This is a genomic window from Mycolicibacterium flavescens (assembly GCF_001722335.1).
Lineage (GTDB): Bacteria > Actinomycetota > Actinomycetes > Mycobacteriales > Mycobacteriaceae > Mycobacterium > Mycobacterium flavescens.
In genome coordinates, this window is record NZ_MIHA01000017.1 from 43582 (window position 1) to 61937 (window position 18356).

At 69.0% G+C, this 18356-nt stretch carries 18 protein-coding genes; 12 read left to right on the plus strand and 6 right to left on the minus strand.

All coding sequences use genetic code 11. The features are described 5' to 3' along the window. The first annotated feature begins 8 nt into the window (after nt 1-8). On the plus strand, nt 9-224 hold the full coding sequence (locus BHQ18_RS20860; RefSeq protein ID WP_069415551.1) for a DUF3072 domain-containing protein: 216 nt from the start codon (nt 9-11) through the stop codon (nt 222-224). Beyond that, nucleotides 221-466 (plus strand): hypothetical protein, encoded by a 246-nt coding sequence (locus BHQ18_RS20865; RefSeq protein ID WP_069415552.1) that lies wholly within the window; start codon nt 221-223, stop codon nt 464-466. Before BHQ18_RS20860 ends, BHQ18_RS20865 begins: the two co-directional genes overlap by 4 nt. On the opposite strand, the gene BHQ18_RS20870 is transcribed toward BHQ18_RS20865, so the two are convergent. Next, nucleotides 463-1974, minus strand: a complete 1512-nt coding sequence (locus BHQ18_RS20870; RefSeq protein WP_069415553.1) for a carboxyl transferase domain-containing protein — start codon at nt 1972-1974, stop codon at nt 463-465. The genes BHQ18_RS20865 and BHQ18_RS20870 overlap by 4 nt on opposite strands. Nucleotides 1975-2000: 26 nt before the next feature. Here BHQ18_RS20870 and BHQ18_RS20875 point away from each other — a divergent pair, with 26 nt between their 5' ends. The 8 genes from BHQ18_RS20875 (at nt 2001) to BHQ18_RS20910 (ending at nt 9566) form a co-directional block, all read left to right on the plus strand. Then, complete coding sequence (locus BHQ18_RS20875) at nt 2001-2735, plus strand: enoyl-CoA hydratase (RefSeq protein ID WP_069415554.1); 735 nt, start codon at nt 2001-2003, stop codon at nt 2733-2735. After that, nucleotides 2735-3850: an MBL fold metallo-hydrolase gene (locus tag BHQ18_RS20880; protein ID WP_069415555.1), complete on the plus strand. Its 1116-nt coding sequence runs from the start codon at nt 2735-2737 to the stop codon at nt 3848-3850. Before BHQ18_RS20875 ends, BHQ18_RS20880 begins: the two co-directional genes overlap by 1 nt. A gap of 15 nt (nt 3851-3865) precedes the next feature. Continuing rightward, nucleotides 3866-5431 carry a serine hydrolase gene (locus tag BHQ18_RS20885; protein ID WP_069415556.1) on the plus strand — a complete coding sequence of 522 codons (1566 nt, stop codon included), beginning with the start codon at nt 3866-3868 and terminating at the stop codon, nt 5429-5431. Beyond that, nucleotides 5428-7818 (plus strand): cation-translocating P-type ATPase, encoded by a 2391-nt coding sequence (locus BHQ18_RS20890; RefSeq protein ID WP_069415557.1) that lies wholly within the window; start codon nt 5428-5430, stop codon nt 7816-7818. Before BHQ18_RS20885 ends, BHQ18_RS20890 begins: the two co-directional genes overlap by 4 nt. 76 nt (nt 7819-7894) lie before the next feature. Then, nucleotides 7895-8467, plus strand: a complete 573-nt coding sequence (locus tag BHQ18_RS20895; RefSeq protein WP_084294205.1) for a sigma-70 family RNA polymerase sigma factor — start codon at nt 7895-7897, stop codon at nt 8465-8467. A gap of 10 nt (nt 8468-8477) precedes the next feature. Then, nucleotides 8478-8741 carry an antitoxin gene (locus tag BHQ18_RS20900; protein WP_069415559.1) on the plus strand — a complete coding sequence of 88 codons (264 nt, stop codon included), beginning with the start codon at nt 8478-8480 and terminating at the stop codon, nt 8739-8741. A gap of 2 nt (nt 8742-8743) precedes the next feature. Beyond that, the gene (locus BHQ18_RS20905) at nt 8744-9181 is read left to right on the plus strand and encodes a type II toxin-antitoxin system Rv0910 family toxin (protein WP_069415560.1); all 438 of its coding nucleotides are present in this window, start codon (nt 8744-8746) and stop codon (nt 9179-9181) included. Nucleotides 9182-9185: 4 nt separating this feature from the next. Then, complete coding sequence (locus BHQ18_RS20910; protein WP_069415561.1) at nt 9186-9566, plus strand: glyoxalase superfamily protein; 381 nt, start codon at nt 9186-9188, stop codon at nt 9564-9566. Nucleotides 9567-9863: 297 nt separating this feature from the next. Here BHQ18_RS20910 and BHQ18_RS20915 read toward each other — a convergent pair whose 3' ends face one another. Genes BHQ18_RS20915 through BHQ18_RS20935 form a run of 5 tightly spaced genes read right to left on the minus strand, consistent with a single transcriptional unit; the run spans nt 9864 to nt 15988 of the window. Continuing rightward, nucleotides 9864-11312 carry an acyl-CoA synthetase gene (locus tag BHQ18_RS20915; protein ID WP_069415641.1) on the minus strand — a complete coding sequence of 483 codons (1449 nt, stop codon included), beginning with the start codon at nt 11310-11312 and terminating at the stop codon, nt 9864-9866. Then, nucleotides 11309-12088: an SDR family NAD(P)-dependent oxidoreductase gene (locus tag BHQ18_RS20920; protein ID WP_069415562.1), complete on the minus strand. Its 780-nt coding sequence runs from the start codon at nt 12086-12088 to the stop codon at nt 11309-11311. Before BHQ18_RS20920 ends, BHQ18_RS20915 begins: the two co-directional genes overlap by 4 nt. A gap of 20 nt (nt 12089-12108) precedes the next feature. Next, nucleotides 12109-13650, minus strand: coding sequence for an AMP-binding protein (locus BHQ18_RS20925; RefSeq protein WP_069415563.1), 1542 nt, complete (start codon nt 13648-13650; stop codon nt 12109-12111). A gap of 2 nt (nt 13651-13652) precedes the next feature. Beyond that, nucleotides 13653-14390: a GntR family transcriptional regulator gene (locus tag BHQ18_RS20930; protein WP_069415564.1), complete on the minus strand. Its 738-nt coding sequence runs from the start codon at nt 14388-14390 to the stop codon at nt 13653-13655. Then, nucleotides 14387-15988 carry an SMP-30/gluconolactonase/LRE family protein gene (locus BHQ18_RS20935; protein ID WP_069415565.1) on the minus strand — a complete coding sequence of 534 codons (1602 nt, stop codon included), beginning with the start codon at nt 15986-15988 and terminating at the stop codon, nt 14387-14389. Before BHQ18_RS20935 ends, BHQ18_RS20930 begins: the two co-directional genes overlap by 4 nt. A 138-nt stretch (nt 15989-16126) precedes the next feature. Here BHQ18_RS20935 and BHQ18_RS20940 point away from each other — a divergent pair, with 138 nt between their 5' ends. Beyond that, complete coding sequence (locus BHQ18_RS20940; RefSeq protein ID WP_069415566.1) at nt 16127-16972, plus strand: SDR family NAD(P)-dependent oxidoreductase; 846 nt, start codon at nt 16127-16129, stop codon at nt 16970-16972. A 10-nt stretch (nt 16973-16982) separates the two neighbouring features. Continuing rightward, entirely contained in the window at nt 16983-18356 is a 1374-nt protein-coding gene (locus BHQ18_RS20945; protein ID WP_069415567.1) for an aromatic ring-hydroxylating oxygenase subunit alpha, read from the plus strand.

The following is an 18356-nucleotide window of genomic DNA, read 5'->3' on the forward strand; positions in this document are numbered from 1 at the left end:
GCTAGGCCATGAGTGAGGACGCCGGCCGCGCGCCGCAGGAGAACCCGCAGAAAGACCGCTCGGACTGGGTCACCGGCGACGAGCCGATGACCGGTCCGCAACGCAGCTACCTGTCCACGCTGGCGCAGGAGGCCGGCGAAGAGGTGCCCGAGAATCTGTCCAAGGCCCAGGCCTCGGAGTTGATCGACCGCCTGCAGCAGCAGACCGGACGGAGTTCGTCGTGATTTCGGTCGACGACGTGCGGGTGCTGTTGGCCTCGCAGGAGAAGAACGCGGTGCTGGTCGTGATCGAGGGCCGCGTGGAGGTGATCGGCGCCGGGAAGCTGGCCTCGCCCGACTACCGCGGCGCCCTGGAAGTGGTGTCGCGCGAGGATCTGGTCAACCGGGTCGGCGAGTCACCGTCGGACCGCGAGGTCGAGGAGCAGGCGGCGCAGCTGGACACCGCGGTCTCCGAGCTGGGCGGCTAGCTCGGCAACCCGATGCGCCGGTAGCGGTCGAGCCGGGCGCGCATCCGGTCGTCGGCGGGCACCGCGCGCAGTGAGTGCAGTTCGTTGGCGATCACGGCCGACAGCCGCCCGGTGAACTGCAGCGGTTCGTCGGCGGCGTCCGGCTGCTCGGGGACGACGACGTCGACGATGCCGTCGCGCAGCAGGTCGGCCGACCGGACACCTTGGGCCGCAGCCAGTTCCGGCGCATGGTCGAGGTCCCGGTAGACGATCGCGCTGGCGCCCTCCGGCGGCAGTGGCGCCAACCAGCCGTGCAGCGCGGACACCACCCGGTCGGCGGGCACCATCGCCAGCGCCGGCCCGCCGCTGCCCTGCCCGAGCAGCACCGACACCGTCGGCGTGTCGAGCGTGACGAGTTGGGCCAGGCACCGCGCGATCTCGCCGGCCAGCCCGCCCTGCTCGGCCTCGACGGTCAGCGCAGGCCCGGCGGTGTCGATGACCAGCACCAGCGGCAGCCGCAGGCCCGCCGCCAGCGCCATGCCGCGGCGAGCCTCGCGCAGCGCGGCGGGGCCGACACGGAGGGCAGGAGCGGAGCGACCCGGGATTGAACCTGAGCCTCCCACCACGCGCTGCTGGCCCACCACCACCGCCGGCTGCCCGCCGAAGCGGGCGAGCGCCAGCAGCGTCGTCGCCGCCTCGCCGGAACCCGTGCCGGACAGCAGCAGTCGCTCCGTCGTGCCGTGCCGCAACACGTACCCGACGCCCGGCCGGTCCGGTCGCCGCGAGGCCTGCACCGACTCCCACGCCGGAACATCGGGCAGCGGGCCGAGTTCGGGCGGTGCGGGTGGAGGTAGCGGCGGGTCGGCGATCACCGTCAGCGCGCGGTCCAGCGTCGCTCGCAGCACGTCGAGCGGGACCACGCCGTCGATCACGCCGTGCCGGTGCAGGTTCTCGGCGGTCTGCACGCCCTCCGGGAACGGTTCGCCGTACAGGTGCTCGTAGACCCGCGGCCCGAGGAACCCGATCAGCGCGCCCGGTTCGGCGGCGGTCACGTGCCCGAGCGAGCCCCACGACGCGAACACCCCGCCGGTGGTCGGGTGCCGCAGGTACACCAGATACGGCAGGTGGGCGCGTCGGTGCAGTTCGACGGCCGCGGCGATCTTGACCATCTGCAGGAACGCGACCGTGCCCTCCTGCATGCGGGTGCCGCCCGAACTCGGCGACGCCAGCAGCGGCAGTTTCTCGGCGGTCGCGCGGTGCACGGCCGCGGTGATGCGCTCGGCGGCCGCCACCCCGATCGAACCGGCCAGGAAGTCGAACTCGCACAGCACCAGCGCCACGCGGCGGCCGAACACGGTGCCCTCGCCGGTGACCACGGACTCGTCGAGTCCGGTCTTGGCCGCGGCGGCGGCGTGTTCTCCGCGGTACCGCTCACCTGCGCCGACGTCGAGCGGCGGGCCGTCCCAGCTGCGGAAGGAGCCCGCGTCGAGCACGGCGTCACGCACCTCGAGGGCACCGATCCGGCTCACGGCGTCAGCCTATATAGGCTGGCGGAATGATTGGTGTGACCCGTGACGCCCACGTGCTGACCCTCGAGATGCAACGCGCCGAGCGGCGCAACGCCCTCAACGTCGAACTGGTCGATGCGCTCCGTGAGGCCATCCTGAAGGCCGCCGCCGAGGACGTCCGCGCCATCGTGCTCACCGGCGCGGGCCACGTCTTCAGCGCGGGCGCCGACCTGTCCGACCCGTCCGGGGTGGCCGAGAAGCTGCCCGACAAGGCCAAGGAACTCAACGTCGCGATCGACAAGGCGCCGGTGCCCGTCATCGGCGCCATCAACGGTCCCGCGATCGGCGCCGGGGTCATCCTGGCGATGATCTGCGATCTGCGGGTCGTCGCGCCCGACGCCTACTTCCAGTTCCCGGTCGCCAAATACGGTCTGGCGCTGGACAACTGGAGTATCCGGCGGCTGACGTCGCTGGTCGGCGCGGGCCGGGCGCGCGGGATGCTGCTGGCCGCCGAACGGCTCACCGCCGACGACGCGATGCAGACCGGGATGGCCAACCGCATCGGCACGGTCGAGGACGCGCAGGCGTGGGCCGCCGAGATCGCCGGCTACGCGCCGCTGGCACTGCAGCACGCCAAGCGGGTGCTCAACGACGACGGCGCCTACGAGGACCCCTGGCCCGAGCACCAGGAGCTGTTCGACCGGGCGTGGGCCAGCCAGGACGTCATCGAGGCTCAGGTCGCGCGGATCGAGAAACGGCCGCCGAACTTCAAGGGCGCCTGATGATCCGCGGCGCGCTGCGCATCGGCTTCGGCACGGCGTCGCTGCTGGCCGGTGGTTGGGTGCTGCGCGCGCTGCAGGGCGCGCCGGCGGCGCTCGGCGCGTCCCCGACGGAGATCGAGACGGTCGCCCGTCGCTCGCCGAATTACCGCGACGGCGGGTTCGACAACCTCGAACCCGCGTCGATGATGAGCATCGAGGCCGAGCAGCAGCGGCTCCTGGTACGCGAGCTGATCGGTTCGCGTAGCGTCACCCGGCCGGCGGGGCCGGTGCCGGTCGTCACCCCGACGCCGGCGGCCCCCGCATCGCAGGGGTCGGTGTGCTGGTTCGGGCACTCCTCGGCGCTGATCGAACTCGACGGCTACCGCGTGCTGGCCGACCCGGTGTGGAGCCGCCGGTGCTCACCGTCGCAGGCGGTCGGGCCCGAACGCATGCACGACGTGCCCGCGCCGCTGGAAGCGCTGGCCGCGGTCGACGCGGTCGTGATCAGCCACGACCACTACGACCATCTCGACATGGAGACCATCACCGGTCTGGCCCGCACGCAGCGCGCGCCGTTCGTCGTGCCGCTGGGCATCGGCGCGCACCTGCGCAGGTGGGGGATACCCGAGAGCCGCATCGTCGAACTGGACTGGCACGAGAGCCACACGATCGGCGACCTGACGCTGGTCTGCACGCCGGCCCGGCACTTCTCGGGCCGGCTGCTGACCCGCAACACCACGCTGTGGGCGTCGTGGGTGATCCTGGGCCCGCGCCACCGCGCGTTCTTCGGCGGCGACACCGGATACACGAAGAGCTTTGCCGAGATCGGCGCCGAGCACGGGCCGTTCGACGTGACCCTGCTGCCGATCGGCGCGTACCACCCGGCATGGCCGGACATCCACATGAACCCCGAGGAGGCCGTGCGCGCGCACCTCGACGTCGCCGAGGCCGACCGCGGCCTGCTGGTGCCGATCCACTGGGCGACGTTCCGGTTGGCCCCGCACCCGTGGTCCGAACCGGTGGAGCGGCTGCTGCGCGCGGCCGACGCCGAAAAGGTCCAGGTAGTCGTGCCCAAACCCGGTCAGCGTGTGGAGCGGGACGCCCCGCCGGCGTCCGACCCGTGGTGGCGTTTCTGAGTTACCGTTCACGTCATGAACGCACTGGCCCGGTGGGCTGTCGCAGGGCTGCTGCTGGTCGCCGGGTGTAGCGCGGAGCCGGCCGAGCCCGCCCCGCCGCCGAGCGCGCAGTCCGACGTGCCACCGCCGCTGGTTGCCGCGATGCCGCTGCCCGAGAACGCTGTCGACGACGCGGTCGCCCAGCTCGACGGGTTGGCCACCGACCTGATGGACAAAACCGGCATCCCGGGGATGGCGGTGGCCGTCGTGCACGGCGGAAAAACCGTGTACGCCAGAGGTTTCGGCGTCAAGGACACACGGACAGGTGAGAAAGTGGGCCCGGACACGGTGTTTCAGCTGGCGTCGGTGTCCAAACCCCTGGCCGCGACCGTCGTCGCCCAGCAGGTCGGTCAGAACCGGGTCGGGTGGGACACCCCGATCGTGTCCCGGCTGCCGTGGTTCGCGCTGTCGGACCCGGCGGTCACCCGGATGGTCACCGTCGGGGACATGATGTCGCACCGCTCCGGGCTGCCCGATCACGCCGGCGACATGCTCGAGGACATCGGCTACGACCGCCGCCAGGTGCTCGAACGGCTGCGCCAACTTCCGCTGGATCCGTTCCGGGACTCCTACGCTTACACCAACTTCGGGTACACCGCGGGTGCTGAGGCCGTCGCCGCCGCCGCGGGCAGGGACTGGGAGACCCTCGCCGAGGAGGTGATGTTCGGCCCGTTGGGCATGGGGGTGACGAGCTACCGGTTCACCGACTACGAGACCCGGCCCGACCGCGCGGTCGGCCACATCCACGTCGACGGCCGGTACGAGCCGTCCTATGTGCGCGACGCCGACGCCGAATCCCCTGCGGGCGGGGCGAGTTCGTCGGTCAACGACATGACCCGGTGGCTGGCGATGGTGTTGGCCGACGGCAGCCACGACGGTCGGCAGGTCGTGGACGCTAAGGCGCTGCTGCCCGCGCTGAGCCCGCAGGCGGTGTCGAACCCGCCGAGCGAGCCGGCGATGCGGTCGGGCTTCTACGGTTACGGGTTCAACGTCGGGACGACGTCGGCGGCGCGGACGGAGCTGAGCCATTCGGGCGCCTTCGAACTCGGCACGGGGACGAACTTCCTGATGTTGCCGTCGGCTGACGTCGGCATCGTCGCGCTCACCAACGCCACCCCGTCGGGGGTGCCGGAGGCGCTGACCGCGCAGTTCGCCGATCTCGTGCAGTTCGGTGAGATCCGAGAAGACTGGTACGGCCTCTACAGCGCGGCCTTCGCCGACATGGAGAAGCCGGTGGGCGACCTGGTCGGCAAGCAACCCCCGGCGAACCCGGCACCGCCCGGCCCGCTGTCGTCGTACGCCGGCATCTACGCCAACGACTACTGGGGACCCGCGCGGGTCACCGAACGCGACGGGCGTCTGAGGTTGGCGTTGGGCACGAAATTCGACGTGCAGCTGGATCATTGGGACGGTGACACGTTCACGTTCGGTTTCGTCAGCGAGAACGCGCCGCCGGGCACCATCTCGCAGGCACGCTTCGACGGCGACCGGCTCACCCTCGAGTATTTCGACACGTTCGAGAAGGGGACGTTCGTCAAGTGACCGCCATACCCGAGACCCGCGCCGCCGGGCTGAGTGACGCCGAAGTTGCGCAGCGGGTCGCCGAGGGCAAGACCAACGACGTGCCCACGCGGGCGGCGCGCAGCGTCTCCGAGATCGTGCGGTCCAACGTGTTCACCCGGATCAACGCGATCCTCGGGGTGCTGTTCATCATCGTGCTGTCCACCGGTTCGCTGATCAACGGGGCGTTCGGTCTGCTGATCATCGCCAACAGCGGGATCGGCATCATCCAGGAATTGCGGGCCAAGAAGACGCTCGACAAGCTGGCGATCGTCGGGCAGACGAAACCGTTGGTGCGCAGGCAGTCCGGTACCACGGCGGTGCCGCCCAGCGAGGTTGTCCTCGACGACATCATCGAACTGGGACCCGGCGATCAGATCGTCGTCGACGGGGAGGTCGTCGAGGAGTCGAACCTGGAGGTCGACGAGTCGCTGCTGACCGGTGAGGCCGACGCCATCGCCAAGGATCCGGGCGATCCGGTGATGTCGGGCAGCTTCGTCGTCGCCGGCACCGGCGCCTACCGGGCCACCAAGGTCGGCAGGGAAGCGTATGCGGCCAAGCTCGCCGAGGAGGCCAGCAAGTTCACACTGGTGAACTCCGAACTGCGCAGCGGCATCAACCAGATCCTGCGGTTCATCACCTACCTGCTGATCCCGGCCGGCCTGCTGATCATCTACACCCAGCTGTTCACCACCGAATCCGGTTGGCGCCGTTCGGTACTGGCGATGGTGGGCGCGCTGGTCCCGATGGTGCCCGAAGGCCTGGTGCTGATGACGTCGATCGCGTTCGCCGTCGGCGTGATCCGGCTGGGCCGCAGGCAGTGCCTGGTCAACGAACTGCCCGCGATCGAGGGCCTCGCCCGCGTCGACGTGGTGTGCGCCGACAAGACCGGGACGTTGACCGAGAACGGGATGCGGGTCTGTGACCTCAAGCAGCTCGACGCTGTCGACGTGGGCAACATTCTGGCGCAGTTGGCCGCCGACGATCCCCGCCCCAACGCCAGCATGCAGGCCATCGCGGAGGCCTACAAGATGCCGCCCGGGTGGAGCGCGACCGCCGTGGCGCCGTTCAAGTCGGCGACCAAGTGGAGCGGCACGTCGTACGGGGAGCACGGCAACTGGGTGATCGGCGCACCGGATGTGCTGTGCGAACCCGGGTCACCGGTCGCCGAGCAGGCCGAGCAGATCGGCGCCGGTGGGCTGCGCGTGCTGATGCTGGGGTCCAGTGATCTGCCGGTCGACCATCCCGAGGCGCCGGGGCGGGTCACGCCGGCCGCGCTGGTGGTGCTGGAGCAGCGGGTCCGCCCGGATGCGCGGGACACGCTGGACTACTTTGCTTCCCAACAGGTGTCGATCAAGGTGATCTCGGGGGACAACGCGGTCTCGGTGGGGGCGGTGGCCGGGTCGCTGGGCTTGCACGGGGAGACCATGGACGCCCGGCAGCTGCCTGAGGAGCCCGGTCCGCTGGCCGACACCGTCGAGGAGTGCACGACGTTCGGGCGGGTGCGGCCCGACCAGAAGCGGGCCATGGTGCACGCTCTGCAGTCACGCGGACACACGGTCGCGATGACCGGCGACGGTGTAAACGACGTGCTGGCGCTCAAGGACGCCGACATCGGTGTCGCGATGGGCTCGGGCAGCTCGGCATCGCGTGCGGTGGCGCAGATCGTGTTGCTGGACAACAAGTTCGCGACGCTGCCGTACGTCGTCGGCGAGGGCCGGCGGGTGATCGGCAACATCGAGCGGGTCTCGAACCTGTTCCTGACCAAGACCGTGTACTCGGTGTTGCTGGCGATCTTCGTCGGGGTGGCCGGGCTGGCGTCGAAGTTCTTCGGCACCGACCCGCTGCTGTTCCCGTTCCAGCCGATCCATGTGACGATCGCGGCCTGGTTCACGATCGGGATCCCGGCGTTCATCCTGTCGCTGGCGCCGAACCACGAGCGGGCGCAGCCGGGATTCGTGCGGCGGGTGATGACGTCGGCGCTGCCGTCGGGGTTGGTCGTCGGGCTGGCGACGTTCACGTCGTATCTGGTGGCGTATCAGGGGCGGTATGCGTCGCCGGTGGAGCAGACGCAGGCTTCGACCGCGGCGTTGATCACGCTGCTGGTGGTGGCGGTCTGGGTGCTCGCCGTGGTGGCGCGTCCCTACCAGTGGTGGCGGGTGGCGTTGGTGGTCGTGTCGGGCCTGGCTTATGTGGTGATCTTCTCGATCCCTTGGGCGCATGAGCTGTTCATCCTCGACATCTCCAACGTCAAGACCACGTCGATCGCGTTGGGCATCGGGGTGGTCGGGGCGCTCGCGATCGAGGTGATCTGGTGGGTGCTGGGGGCGGTGTCGGGAGAGCCTCGACGGCTGTGGCGCTCTGAGTAGGTACTGGTGGTCAGCCCCAGTGAAGTCGGAGGCTAACCCCGCCGACAAGCTCGCCTGTGAACGGCAGGCTTTGTGAATGACGCAGACGCTTGCCGACCATGTTCGATTCCAAAGCGATGTCGAGAGTGTGATCGGTGCGCTGTCCGGGCGGGCTCGGCTCCTCACCCGAAGTCAGGCCGACGCCGAGGATCTGGTGCAGGACACGTTGATGCACGCCTACGCCGGTTACCGATCGTTCGAAGCCGGAACGAACTTCAAAGCGTGGCTGTACCGAATCATGAGGAACCAGTGGATCAATGCCCACCGGCGCTCCGAGCGCAGGCCCTGCGAAGTGTTCGACGGGCTGGTCAGCGAGAGTGCCGTCGTCCACCGGGCCGGCCGTGATCAGCTGAGCTCCGCGGAGGACCGCGTGCTGCAGAACATGCCCGACCCTGCGGTGATGGACGCGCTGGCCGCGCTGAGTGAGGAGCATCGCCTGGTCCTCTACTACGCCGACGTCGAGGATCGCTCGTACCGGGAGGTGGCGGATCTGATGGGCATTCCGGTGGGCACCGTGATGTCGCGGCTGCACCGAGCTCGGCGACAGATGCGCCGCGAACTGGCGGGTGTACGGCGCGACCCCTGTCTCGGCGGCGACCGCGGGCGGTAGGCTGCGATCCATGTCGTTTGTGGACAAGCTGAAGAACTGGGTGTCGAAGAATCCCGACAAGGCCGGCAGCGCGATCGACAAAGCGGGCGACTTCTTCGACCAGAAGACACAGGGCAAATACGCGCAACACGTCGATAAGGCGCAGGACGCGGCCCGCAACTACGTCACCAAGGACAACCCGCAGGGCGCGCCCCCGGAGCAGCAGGCGCAACAGCCGCCTCAGCCGCCTCAGCCGCCTCAGCAGCAGCCGCCCACCGCGCCTCCTACCTCGTAGCGATGGCCAAACTCTCGGTCTCCGTCGACGTCCCACTGCCGCCGGAGAAGGCTTGGGCGTGCGCGTCTGACCTCGCGCGGTACAAGGAGTGGCTGAGCATCCACCGGGTGTGGCGCAGCAAGCTGCCCGAGACCTTGGAGAAGGGCGCGACGCTCGAATCCATCGTCGAGGTCAAGGGGATGCCGAACCGGATCAAGTGGACCATCGTGCACTACCGGCCGCCGGAGGCGATGACGCTCAACGGCGACGGCAAGGGCGGCGTCAAGGTCAAGCTGATGGGCAAGGTCAAACCCTCCGGTGAGGGGTCGACGGTCACGTTCGACGTGCACCTGGGCGGGCCGGCGCTGTTCGGCCCGATCGGGATGGTGGTCGCCGGTGCGCTCAAGGGCGACATCCAGCAGTCGCTGAACCGCTTCAAGGCGATCTTCGCGCCGGCCTGAGCCCATGCGGTTCGAACGCGCGATCCCGATCCTGCGGGTGTTCGACCGCGCCAAGGCCGACGAGTTCTATCTCGGCTACCTCGGCTTCAGTACCGACTGGGAGCACCGCTTCGAACCGGGCATGCCGCTCTACATGCAGATCAGTCGCTCCGAGTTGGTCATTCATCTCTCCGAGCACCACGGTGACGGCACACCCGGCAGTGCCGTGTTCCTGCCGATGCGCGGCATCGAGGAGTTCCACGCCGAACTCGCCGCCAAGGATTACGCGTTCGCGCGCCCCGGCCTCGAGCGTGAGCCCTGGGGCCTGACCATCGATGTCACCGATCCGTTCGGCAACCAACTGCGCTTCTGCGACAACGGTTCTCGAAGCGGTGGGGGCTCGTAGTTCGCCTGGCGTTGGCGTTCCTCTTCGGCGATGAATTCGGCGCGTTGGCGGGAGCGGGCGGAACATGCTCGCGCCGTGGGGTTCTGACCGTTAGAGGTGGCCGGTGGGGGCGGCGCTCGGCTTTGATGCGGTTGCGAAGGTCTTGTTCATGGTTCTGACGGCATCGCGGCATCACTGCCTTTCGGGTGGTGGCTTTGTTGCTTCGATCACACCGGTGCACTGGTCAAGTGGTGTCAGCGATTGGCTGAAGAACACTCAGCCGCCACCGCTGAGCGACCGCCCAGCAACACCCGCGACTCAGCGTAGGCGCTCGCGCAGCGCCCGCTTGAGCACCTTGCCGTAACTGTTCTTCGGCAGTTCGTCGATGAACTCGTAGCGCTTCGGCCGCTTGAACCGGGCGATGCGCTCGAGCAGATGGGCGTCCAGTTCCTGGGCCGTCACCGACCCGACGATGAACGCGACCACCACCTCGCCCCACTCCTCGTCGGGTGCCCCGACGACGCCGGCCTCGACCACGCCGGGATGTTCGAGCAGCACCTCTTCAACCTCGCGCGGATAGATGTTGCTGCCGCCGCTGATCACGACGTCTTTGGAACGGTCGCGCAGCGTGAGATAGCCCCGCTCGTCGAACGAACCCATGTCGCCGGTGCGCAGCCACCCGTTCTGCAGCGTGGCGGCGGTCGCCTCGGGGTTCTTCCAGTAGCCGGACATGACAACGTCTCCGCGGCAGACGATTTCGCCGATCTCACCGACCGCGGCGGGTGTGTCGTCCTCGCGCCACACCGCCACGTCGACACCCGAACGGGCGTAGCCCACCGAACCCAGCGCCGCATCGTCGGTGTCGATGTGATCGCCGCGCCGCAAACCCGTGATCGTCATCGGCGCCTCCCCCTGACCGTAGAGCTGCACGAAGACCGGCCCGAACGCGGCCAGCGCCTTCTTCAGGCTCTCCACGTACATCGGGCCGCCGCCGTACACGATGGTCCGCAGGTTGGCCGGGCACGAGCGCCCGGTCTGCACCAGGCGCTGCACCATCGTCGGCGCCAGGAACGCGCTGCAGCCGGGGTGGTGCTCGCACAGGTCGAGGAACTCCTCGGGTTCGAACGCCGCCGACTCCGGGATCACCTGCCGCGCACCGCGCAGCACATACGGCGGGACGTACAGACCCGAACCGTGCGACATCGGCGCACCGTGCACCAGGCTGCAGTTCTCGTCCGGGTCGTCGAAATCGGCCAGATGCGACACCGTCATCGCCATCAGGTTGCGGTGCGACAGCATCGCGCCCTTGGACTTGCCGGTGGTCCCGCTGGTGTAGAACAGCCACGCCAGTGTCTGCGGATCGGTCACCGGGGGAGCCGACGGTGCACCGGCGAAGCGGTCCTCGTACGACGACGAGCCGATCACCTCGGCCGGAACATTCAGCGTCGGCGCGATCTTCGGCGACGCGAACACCACCTCGGCCCCGGAGTCCTCGAGGATCTGCATCATCTCGCGCGGGTGCAGCTTGTAGTTGATCGGGACGTACACGCATTCGGCCGCCCACACCCCGAACATCAATTCGACGATCTCGGGCCGGTTCTCGCTGGCGACCGCGACCCGGGTGCCCGGCGCACCCAGCGACGCGGCCAGCCGCAACGACCGGTCCCGCAACTGGCTCCACGAAAGCACCTGCCGGTCACCGAGATACACCGCGCCGCGGTCACCGAACCGGCTCGCGGCCTGATCCAGCAGCGCGAACAGGTTCACGGCCGCGCCACCCACTCCGCGTTGAGCGCGAAGTCGGACAGGTACTTCGTCGAACTCCAGCCGCCGTCGACGACGATCGTCTGGCCGTTGATGAAACTCGCGCCGTCCGAGCACAGGAACGCCACCGTGCTCGCGATGTCGTTCACCTCACCCAGCCGCGGGTACGGCGTCATCTCGGTGTTGATCTTGCGGAACCGTTCGTCCTCGAGGCGCGTCGCGACCATCGGCGTGAGCGTGACGCCGGGCGCCACCGCGTTGCACCGGATCCCCCGCGGGCCGTACTGGCACGCGATGTGCTGCGTCAGCGACGTCAGCCCGCCCTTGGCCGCCGAGTACGCGCCGCCCCGCAACCCGCCGACCACCGCGAACGTCGATGTCACGTTGACGATCCCGGAACCGGACTCCATGTGCGCGATCACGTCGCGGGCCAACCGGAACGGCGCCCGCAGCATCAGTCCCAGAAAGTAGTCGAGGCTGTCGTCGTCGGTCTCGTGCAACGGTTTCGGGCTGCCGACCCCGGCGTTGTTGACCAGGAAGTCGATGCGCCCCCACCGGTCCAGCGCCGCCTGCACGATCCGCTGCGGCGCGTCGTCGGCGGTCAGGTCGACGGCGACCGTCGCCACCCGGTCCCGATCACCGATGGCCTTATCGAGCCCGGCGAGTCGTTCCGCGTCGCGGCCGGTGCCCAGCACCGCCATCCCCATCTCGGCGAGCTTGGTCGCACAGCCGAAGCCGATCCCGCTGCTGGCGCCCGTCACAATTGCTACTCGGACCATTTCGCTCCTTGCGTCCGCGGTCATGTCAGGGCCGCTCGAATCCGATGTTTCAACACTTTTCCGGCGTCGTTCTTGGGCAACGACTCCCACACCGCCACCTGTTCGGGCGCCTTGAACCGGGCCACCCCGTGCTGTTCGAGCATCGCCCGCAGACCCGCGACATCCGGCGGCGGTTCGTCGGTCGCCACGATGACGGCGCAGGCCCGCTCGCCGGTGCGCTCGTCGGGCACGCCGACGATCGCGATCTCCGCAACGCCGGGATGTCCGATCAGAATGTCCTCGATCTCCTTGGGGGAGATGTTCTCGCCGTTGCGGATGATGATGTCCTTGGCGCGTCCGGTGACCACGAGGTGGTCGCCGTCGACCCAGCGGCCGAGATCGCCGGTGCGGAAGTAGCCTTCGTCGTCGAACGCGGCGGTCTCGTCCTCCAGGTGCAGGTAGCCGACCAGCATCTGCGGTCCGCGCGCACAGATCTCGTCGCCGGCCAGCTTGATGTCTGCGATGCCCGGCCTGCCGTCGGTGTCGGCCGCGTGCTCGATGTCGCCGAGCGCGCCGACGGTGGTGACCGGCACCTCGGTCGAACCGTATACCCGCGACACCGCGGCGGCTTCGAAATACTCGGCGGCCCTGCGGATCAGCGACGGCGGCACCGACGCGCCGCCGCAGATGAACACCTTCAGATCCGGCAGCCGCGTGTCGGCGCGCTGGGCGGCGGCGAGCAGCCCGTCGAGAAACGGTGTCGCCCCCGCCATGTGGGTGACGCGTTCGCCGAGCATCAGGTCGACGGCGGCGTCGGGGTCCCACCGCTGCATCAGCACCGCCGTGCTGCCCAGCAGCAGCGGACACTCGAACGCGTAGATCGACCCGCCGATGTGCGCGATCGGCGATGGCACCAGGAACGTGTCGCCGGCGGTCACCCGCCAGTGCTCGCCGATCTGACGGATCAGCGCGTGGATCGAGTTGTGGGTGTGCAGAACACCTTTCGGGCGCCCGGTGGTCCCGGAGGTGTACAGGATCATGCGGACGCTGTCGGCGTTGAGTACCGGCAACACCGCCGTGCCGCCGCTGAACAAGGATGAGTACGGTGTGTGCGCACCGGTCTCGCCGCGGACGACGACGACCTCCGGCGGTTCGGTCATCGCCGCGACGACCCGGTCGAGCATCGCGGCGTAGTCGTGGTTGTTGAACGTCGACGGCACGAACACCGCCCGGCAGTCCGAATCGCCGAGGATGAATCCCAGCTCGTGGTCGCGCAGGGACGGCAGGATCGGGTTCACCACCATGCCCGCCAGCGTCGCACCCAGATAGATGACGGCGGCCTCATACCAGTTCGGCAGCATGAACGACACCACGCTGCCGGGCGGCATCCTGCTCGACAGGGCCCCCGCGAGTGCGACCGCCTGCTCGTGCAGTTCACGGCAGCTGAGCCGAACATCGCCGTCCACCACCACCGTTCGGTCCGGCATGGTGGCCGCGGCATCGCGCAGCGCGTCGGCGAGCGTCTCGTGCACCCACAGCCCGCGCCGGTAGGCGTCGGCGCTGCGTGCCTCGTCGACCCGCACGGCTAGCCCTTGACCCGGCGCATGGTCATCGAATGCCGGTACCGCGACGACGGGTGGGTGTTGACGGTCACCTGCGCGACCTCACCGTCGGACGTCGTGTACGAGCGCCGCATCTCCAGCGCCGCCGTGCCCGCGGTGACGTTGAGCGCCGCGGCGAGTTCGGGGGTGACGGTGACGGCGGCCATCTCCTGGTGCACCTCGACGATGCTGACCCCGAACAGGTCCTCGATCAGCGGGAAGATCGGCCCCGAATGTCGTTGCAGCAGACGCCCCACCGCCGCGAATGCCCGGTTGATGTAGTACTCGGTCGTGCACACCGGGGTGTCGTCGCCCTCGGCGCGCCGGCATCCCCGGACCACCAGCCACTGCGACCCGACCTCCAGGCCGGTGCGCGCGGCCGCCGCCTCGTCGACGGTCACCATCGCGTTGGACTCGATCGCCAGCTGAGCGCCCGCCGCGAACGCCAGCAGATCGTCGATCGAGACGACGTCCTGGGCGTAGGAGTTCGTCGTGGGCCGCGGCACCACCAGCGTGCCGGCGCGGGGCCGCGACGCGATCAGGTTGTCCTCCCGCAGCCGGCGCAGCGCCTCGCGAACCGTGTAGCGGCTCACCGCGAACCGCTCGCACAGCTGCTGTTCGGTGGGCAGCTGCGAACCGACCGGGTAGATCCCGTCGACGATCTCCTTGCGCAGCGTGCGGGCCACCTGAAGGTAGCGGTGGTCGGTCGAGCTGACGGTCATGTGCGTCGCAGCGCCAGCACGCTGCCCTCACCGTCGGCCGCCACATACAGCGTGCCGTCGCGGCCGACGGTGATCCCGGCGAACGGTCCCTGCGGCCCGGAGAACGGCGGCATGCCCTTCAGCGGCTTGGGCTGCACCCCCGGCGGCGGGCCCACCGGCAACCCCGACGCGATCGTCGTACGCGCACCCGTGGCCAGATCCACCGCGAGCACCTCTTTGGCGCCGGCGTCGACGATGTAGAGCGTCCCGTCCGCGACCGCCAGGCCCTGCGGGCGCTGCAGACCGTCGACCACCGTGTCGGTCGTGTCGCCGACCGAAACCACCCGTCCCGCACCGGATTCGGCGATCAGTGGACGGCCGGTGGGATCGAACACCACACCGACCGGGTCCCGCAGCTCGGTGGCCAGCACCTCGGGTGTGCCCGACCGCAGCGCGTGCACCCGCCCGGTGCCGAGTTCGGTGAACACGATCTCCTCCGACGGGCCCACCGCGACGCCGTAGAGCTGGTCGAAACCGTCTGCCAGATAGTCGGTCTCACCGTCGGCGGGCCGGTACCGGGCGATCTGTCCGCCGGAGGTGGCGACGACAAACGCCCCGCCGTCGACCGGCGCCAACCCGCGCAGGAAGCCGGGATAGCCGGGGGAGAACAGCATCCCGACGGTGTGCAGTGCTCCGTCGTCGCCGACGGTGTAGAAGTAGGTGCCGTCCGCGACGTAGAGCCTGCCGTCGCCGGCCACCGCCAGATCCAGCGGCCAGTTCAGCCCGCCGGTCAGCAGCGCACGGGTCTCACCGGTCCCGAGGATCTCGGTGATCTCGCCGGTGAAGTTCGACACGAACAGCCGGTCACCGGCGAACGTCAAGTTGTCGATACCCGGGTGCAGTTGCGCCAGAACCGTTTTGTCGCCGGTGCGCGGGTCGATGCGCAGCACCTGGCCGCTGGCCACCTGCGTCGAGACCAGGTTGCCCTGCGCGTCGAACTTCACCGCGTCGGGCACGCCGAGGTCGGCGGCCACCCGCTGCGGCTCGCCGCCCGCGGGGTCGATGCGCCAGATCTCGTTGGCCGTCATCAGCGGGTAGTACAGGAGACCGTCCGGGCCGACCTCCATCGCGTTCGGCGACGGCAGGTTCTCCAACAGGATCCGCTGGGCGCCGGTGGCGCGGTCGAGTTCCATCAACCGGCCGCCGTCGCGGCACTCGTTGACGAAGAGCCGGTCCCCGTGCACGGTGATGCCGTTCGCGCACGGCAGGTCGTCGCGCAGCACCCGGGTGCGGCCGGCGGCGTCGCGGACGCTGACCCGTCCCTCCATCACCTCGGTGGCGAACAGATTGCCCGCGGAGTCGAACGCCACGTCGTCGGGGCTGACGATGTCGCCGCCCTTGGCGCTGACGGTGTCCAGGTCGCCGCTGTCCAGATCGAGCGCGCTGATCTGGCTGCCCGTGACCTGGGCGACGTAGACACGGCCGTCCGGACCGGTGCGCAGGCCGTTGGCGCCGAACAGCCGGCTGGGTGTGGTCAACCGCTCGACGCGCCACCCTTCGGCGGTTGCCGGATTCCACTCCGGGTAGCGGGAAGGTTGACGGGTCGCCGAATGCGTCATGACCTCGGACGGTAGCAAGGCCGGCTAGTCCAGACAATAGGCAGCAGTACGCCGCCTCCGGCCCTTGACGGGCGGATTGACGCTGGGGAATAGTGTTCTGCAACATGGAGAGCACCATTTATTGTCCGGACAAATAGGATGGACGATCTTCTGAGGTTGGACGGTCGGATCGTCGTCGTATCCGGTGCGGGAGGCGGCGGGATCGGCACCACCGTGACCCGTATGGCGGCCGAGGCCGGCGCCACGGTCGTGGCAGTCAGCCGGTCGCAGGACAACCTCGACGAACACATCGGACCGCTGGCCGAACGGGGCCTGGCGGTGCATCCGGTCGCCGCCGACGCCTCCACCGACGACGGCATCGCCGCGGTGCTCGACCGGGCGCGGGCGCTGGACGGTGACCTTTACGGGCTGGTGAACATCGCGGGCGGTGCGGCGCCGTCGACGTGGATGCCCTCGACCCGCGTGACGCGCGACGACTGGCGGGCGTTGTTCACCGCGAACCTCGAGACCGCGTTCTTCATGAGCCAGGCCGTCGCCGCCGAGATCCGCGGCGCCGGTAAACCGGGTTCGATCGTGTCGATCTCGTCGATCAGCGGGATGAACACCGCGCCGTTCCACATCGCCTACGGGACGGCCAAAGCCGCCGTCGTCGCGATGACCCGGACCATGGCCGTCGAACTGGCGCTCGACGACATCCGCGTTAACGCGGTCGCCCCCGGGGTGACCGAGACCGCCGCGTCGCGCACCTACGTCGACGTCGATCCCGACCGGGACCGCCGCGCGATCGCGATGGGCAGACGCGGGCGCCCGGAGGAGCAGGCCGGCGCGATTCTGTTCCTGCTCTCGGACCTGTCGAGCTACATCACCGGGCAGACGCTGCTCGTCGACGGCGGGCTCAACCTGAAGTGGACCCACGTCGGCGCCGACAACACGTCGCTGTTCCTCAAAGACGACACCTTCCGCGCAGAGATCAGCCGGTTCTAAGGAGTTCTCAATGACCGATACGCAGGACCGTCAAACCGAAGCGCTCGAAGAGCTTTCGCAGCCGATGACGATACCGGTCGACGCCTACGTCTCCGAGGAGTACGCGCGCGCCGAGCGGGACAAGTTGTGGCGCAAGGTCTGGCAGCAGGTGGGCCGCGTCGAGGACCTGCCGGAGGTGGGCAGCTACCTGACCCACGACATCCTCGACGACTCGATCATCGTGGTGCGCACCGGTGAGAACGAGTTTCGGGCCCACCACAACGTGTGCATGCACCGCGGCCGCCGCCTCGTCGACACCCCCGAGGGCGCGAAGAACGCCTGCGGGCGGGCCCGCAAGTCGTTCGTCTGCGGATTCCACGGCTGGACATACGGTCTCGACGGTGCGTGCACCCACATCCGCGAACAGGACGACTGGAACGGCGCACTCACACCGCAGAACACCCACCTCGTCCCGGTCCAGGTCGACACGTGGGGCGGCTGGCTGTTCATCAACATGGACCCCGACTGCGAACCGCTGGCCGACTACCTGTTCCCGGCCGCCAAGATCCTCGACCCGTTCGGGCTGGAGAACATGCGCTACAAGTGGCGCAAATGGCTGTACTTCGACTGCAACTGGAAGGTCGCGCTGGAGGCCTTCAACGAGACCTACCACGTGTTCACCACGCACCCGGAGTTCAACAAGTTCGGCGAGTTCAAGGGCTGGGCCAAGGCGCAGGGCAGGCACAGCAACATCGGGTACGACGCGCCAAAGGACATGGAGGCCACCAAGTCCAAGATCCGGCTGGGCACCGGCGACGACCCCCGCGTCTCCACCGCCGAGATGCAGATGTACACCTGGGAGCAGACCAACGCCACCACCACCGAGACGCTGGTGAACGCGGCCAAGCGGCTGGTCGACGAACTGCCCGAGGGCACCCCGCCCGACAAGGTGCTCGAGCACTGGCTGGCGTCGGCCAGGCGTGACGACGAGGCCCGCGGCGTCGTGTGGCCGACCATTCCGCCCGACATCCTCGGGCAGGCAGGCACGGCGTGGCAGATCTTCCCCAACTTCCAGGTCGGTCAGGGTCTGACCACCGCGCTGTGCTACAGCGCCAGACCGCATCCGAGCTACGACCCGAACAAGTGCATCTTCGAAGTCGCCACCCTGGAGCTGTTCCCGAAAGGCCAAGAGCCCCAGACACAGTGGGAGTACACCCCCAAGGACAGCCCGAACTGGCTTTCGGTGCTGCCGCAGGACTTCTCGAACATGGCGGCGGTGCAGCAGGGCATGAAGTCGCTGGGCTTCCCCGGGACCAGGCCCAACCCGTACCGCGAACGCAGCACCGTGAACCTGCACTACCAACTGTCCAAGTACATGGGCACCGGCGAACCGAAAGAACTCTGA